The 4,101-nt window shown below is 73.4% G+C and carries 4 protein-coding genes and 1 pseudogene; all 5 read right to left on the reverse strand.

The genetic code is table 11. The features are described 5' to 3' along the window. Positions 1-339, reverse strand: a pseudogene (locus tag G3I40_RS35155) (hypothetical protein); the annotation flags it as partial. 67 nt (positions 340-406) lie between these two features. Beyond that, positions 407-574, reverse strand: a complete 168-nt coding sequence (locus G3I40_RS35160) for a hypothetical protein (RefSeq protein WP_164558903.1) — start codon at positions 572-574, stop codon at positions 407-409. A gap of 38 nt (positions 575-612) precedes the next feature. After that, complete coding sequence (locus G3I40_RS35165; RefSeq protein WP_164558904.1) at positions 613-1,410, reverse strand: type III pantothenate kinase; 798 nt, start codon at positions 1,408-1,410, stop codon at positions 613-615. After that, the gene (gene nadC, locus G3I40_RS35170; protein ID WP_164558905.1) at positions 1,410-2,408 is read right to left on the reverse strand and encodes a carboxylating nicotinate-nucleotide diphosphorylase; all 999 of its coding nucleotides are present in this window, start codon (positions 2,406-2,408) and stop codon (positions 1,410-1,412) included. The genes G3I40_RS35165 and nadC overlap by 1 nt, the downstream gene beginning before the upstream one ends. Beyond that, positions 2,405-4,099 carry an L-aspartate oxidase gene (locus G3I40_RS35175; RefSeq protein ID WP_239092129.1) on the reverse strand — a complete coding sequence of 565 codons (1,695 nt, stop codon included), beginning with the start codon at positions 4,097-4,099 and terminating at the stop codon, positions 2,405-2,407. Before G3I40_RS35175 ends, nadC begins: the two co-directional genes overlap by 4 nt. Between the last annotated feature and the right edge of the window lie 2 nt (positions 4,100-4,101).

Genomic DNA, 4,101 nt, shown 5'->3' on the forward strand with positions numbered 1-4,101 from the left:
GGCCGCGGTGGGGTTGCCGCGCAGGGCGCGCAGCGCCGCGAGGTCGTCCGCGGCGGGCCGGTGCCCGGCCGCCAGGGCGTCCTCGAGGAGGCTCAGGTAGCCGGTGACGGAGCCGGGCAGGGCGGCCCGGTACCGGTCGAGGTCGGCAAGCAGGAAGGCCCGCAAGCGGGCGGCCTCCTGCACGCTCTCGTCGACCGACTCCGCGAGTCGGAGACAGTCCCGGACGTCCGTGTCCGAGGCGGTGCTGGGGTGGAGGGCGAGGGCGAGGGCGCGTCGGAGCACACGCAGCTCTTCTGCACCGAACGCCATGCCGCCGCGGTTTCCGTAGGGCGTGGGCATGAGCTGACGATACGCATCGGTACGGACAAAATCGGGTTAACCGGCAATTTCCGGCGTGCCCTCGCATTTACAGGTACGCGGCCTTTCGACGGCGTACGACGACGAACAGGGCGGCGCGCCCGCGAGCGGTGCCGCACCGGCGGCGGCCGCGTACCGGCGAGGGGCTCGGCACGGTGCGGTCCTCCGGCGGTTCGGCGATCAAGGAATGCAGATCGCCGAGTCCGACGGACACCACCGGAGGAAGGTTGTGTGAAGCAGGAACGAACCGACTCGCTACAAACGGGAGACGTTGCGCTCGTAGACCAGCCGCAGCCCGATCAGCGTCAGCCACGGCTCGTGCTCGTCGATGACCGAGGCCTCGCCGAGGATGATGGGCGCGAGGCCGCCCGTCGCGATGACGGTGACGTCGTCCGGGTCGGCCGCCAGCTCCTTGGCCATCCGGTGCACGACCCCGTCGACCTGGCCCGCGAAGCCGTAGACGATGCCCGCCTGCATGGCCTCGACCGTGTTCTTGCCGATGACGCTGCGCGGCCGGGCCAGCTCGATCTTGCGCAGCTGTGCGCCGCGTACGCCGAGGGCCTCGACGGAGATCTCGATGCCGGGGGCGATCACGCCGCCCGCGTACTCGCCGCGCGCGGAGACCGCGTCGAACGTCGTCGCCGTGCCGAAGTCCACGACGATCGCCGGGCCGCCGTAGAGCTCGACGGCCGCGACCGCGTTGATGATGCGGTCGGCGCCGACCTCCTTGGGGTTGTCCATGAGGATCGGGACGCCGGTCTTGATGCCGGGCTCGACCAGGACGGCGGGGACGTCGCCGTAGTAGCGGCGCGTCACCTCGCGCAGTTCGTGCAGGACCGAGGGGACGGTCGAGCAGATGGCGATGCCGTCGATGCCGTCGCCGAGTTCGTCGCCGAGCAGGGGGTGCATGCCCATCAGGCCCTGGAGCAGGACGGCGAGTTCGTCGGCGGTTCTGCGGGCGTCCGTGGAGATGCGCCAATGCTCGACGATCTCCTCGCCGTCGAACAGGCCGAGGACCGTGTGGGTGTTGCCCACGTCGATGGTGAGCAGCATCAGGCGGTCGCTTCCCGCAGGTCGAGGCCGATGTCCAGGATCGGCGAGGAGTGGGTGAGGGCTCCGACCGCGAGGTAGTCGACGCCCGTCTTCGCGTACGTGGCCGCGTTCTCCAGGGTCAGCCGGCCGGAGGACTCCAGGAGTGCGCGGCCGTCGGTGAGGGCGACGGCCTCCTCGGTCTCGCCCGGCGTGAAGTTGTCCAGGAGGATCAGGTCGGCGCCGGCGTCGAGGACCTCGCGCAGCTGGTGCAGCGTGTCGACCTCGACCTCGATGGCGAGGCCGGGGAAGTGGTCGCGTACCGCCTGGAAGGCCTCGGCCACGCCGCCCGCCGCCACCACGTGGTTGTCCTTGACCAGGGCCGCGTCGGACAGCGACATGCGGTGGTTGACGCCGCCGCCCATGCGGACCGCGTACTTCTCCAGGGAGCGCAGGCCCGGAGTGGTCTTGCGGGTGTCGCGGACCTTCGCCTTCGTACCGTCCAGGGCGAGCGCCCACGCGCGCGTGGCCGTCGCGATGCCGGAGAGGCGGCACAGGAGGTTGAGCGCGCTGCGCTCGGCGGTGAGCAGGTCGCGGGTGCGGGTGGTGACGGACAGGAGCTGCTGCCCGGCCTCCACCCGGTCGCCGTCCTCCGCGTGCCGCTCGACCTCGAACTCGTCGGAGGCGACCACCGAGACGATCGCCTCGGCGATCCGCAGGCCCGCCACGACGCCGGCCTCGCGGGCGGTGAAGTCCGCGGTGGCGACGGCCTCTTCGGGGATCGTCGCGACCGTCGTCACGTCGACGCCGCCGTCGAGGTCCTCGGCGATCGCCAGGTGGGCGATGTCCTCGATCTCGACGGGGTCCAGGCCCGCGTCGAGCAGGAGCTGGGCGAGCGACGGGTCGAGGCCGCACTCCATGGCGTCCTCGGCGGCCTCGTGCGCACAGCCGCAGTCGTCGCCGCAGCCGCCGCTGTCGGCGTCCACAAGGGGGAGGTCGGGGGTGGCGCTCACGTCGGTCACTGCTCCTGGGTGTTCGTAGCGGTTGCGGGGAAGTCTGCGGTGGCCGTGGTGCGTGTGGCCAGGGTCCTGTCGGGATTGAGGCCCACGACGATGTGGCGGCGCCAGTCGGTGTCGTCGCGGTCGGGGTGGTCCTCGCGCCAGTGGCAGCCGCGGGTCTCCTCGCGGCGGCGGGCGGCGGCGACCAGGGCGCGGGCCACGCACAGCAGGTTCGTGGCCTCCCAGGTGTCGACGCCCGGCTCGGCCGTCTTGCCGTTCTCCGCGAGGGAGTTGGCGGCCTCGGCGTGGATGCGGCCCAGCTGGGCCGCGGCCTCCGTCAGGGAGTCGGCGGAGCGGATCACGCCCGCGCCCGCCGACATCACCCGCTGGATCGCGAAGCGGGCCTCCGAAGGCAGGAGGGGGTGCGTGGGGGTCTGCGGGTGCTCCACCGGGGCGGGCACGCGCGCGTGGAGGTCGTGGCGGGCGTGCTGCTCCTGGATGTCCGCCGCGATGCGCTCGGCGTAGACCAGGCCCTCCAGGAGGGAGTTCGAGGCGAGGCGGTTCGCGCCGTGGACGCCCGTGCAGGCGACCTCGCCGCACGCGTACAGGCCGGGCACCGTGGTGCGGCCGTGCAGGTCGGTGCGGACGCCGCCGGAGGCGTAGTGCGCGGCCGGGGCGATCGGGATCGGCTCGGTGACCGGGTCGAAGCCGTGGGCGCGGCAGGCGGCGAGGATCGTGGGGAAGCGGTGCTCCCACATGTCGGCGCCGAAGTGCCGCCCGTCGAGGTACATGTGGTCGGTGCCCTGCTCCAGCATGCGCCGCGTGATGCCCTTGGCGACGACGTCGCGGGGCGCGAGCTCGGCGAGTTCGTGCTGGCCCACCATGAAGCGCACGCCGTCCGCGTCCACCAGGTGGGCGCCTTCGCCGCGCACGGCTTCGGAGACGAGGGGCTGCTGCCCTTCGGCGTCCGCTCCCAGGAAGAGCACGGTCGGGTGGAACTGGACGAACTCCAGGTCGCTGACCTCGGCGCCCGCGCGCAGGGCGAGGGCCACGCCGTCGCCGGTCGAGACGTGCGGGTTCGTGGTCGCGGAGAAGACCTGGCCCATGCCGCCCGTCGCGAGGACGACCGCCGGGGCGAGGACCGCGCCGACGCCGTCGTGCTGGCCCTCCCCCATGACGTGCAGGGAGACGCCTGCGGTACGGCCCTCCGCGTCCGTCAACAGGTCCAGGACCAGGGCGTTCTCGACCGTACGCACACCACGCGCGCGTACTGCCTCGACGAGCGCGCGGGAGACCTCGGCGCCCGACGCGTCGCCGCCCGCGTGCGCGATGCGGCGCCGGTGGTGGCCGCCCTCGCGGGTGAGGTCGAGCGAGCCGTCCTCGGTCTCGTCGAAGCGGGCGCCGCTCGCGATGAGGCGGCGTACCGCGCCGGGGCCCTCGGTGACGAGGGTGCGTACGGCCGCCTCGTCGCACAGGCCCACGCCCGCGACCAGGGTGTCGTCCAGGTGCTGCTCGGGGGTGTCGCCCTCGCCGAGCGCGGCCGCGATGCCGCCCTGGGCCCAGCGCGTGGAGCCGTCGTCGAGGCGGGCCTTGGTGACGACGACGGTCCGCAGGCCCGCGGCCTCGCAGCGCAGCGCGGCGGTCAGGCCGGCGACGCCGGAGCCGACGACCACGACGTCGGCCTCCAGGGACCAGCCGGGGGCGGGGGCGTGCAGGC

Origin of the sequence: Streptomyces sp. SID14478 (assembly GCF_010548525.1) — a bacterium.
Taxonomy (GTDB): Bacteria; Actinomycetota; Actinomycetes; order Streptomycetales; family Streptomycetaceae; genus Streptomyces.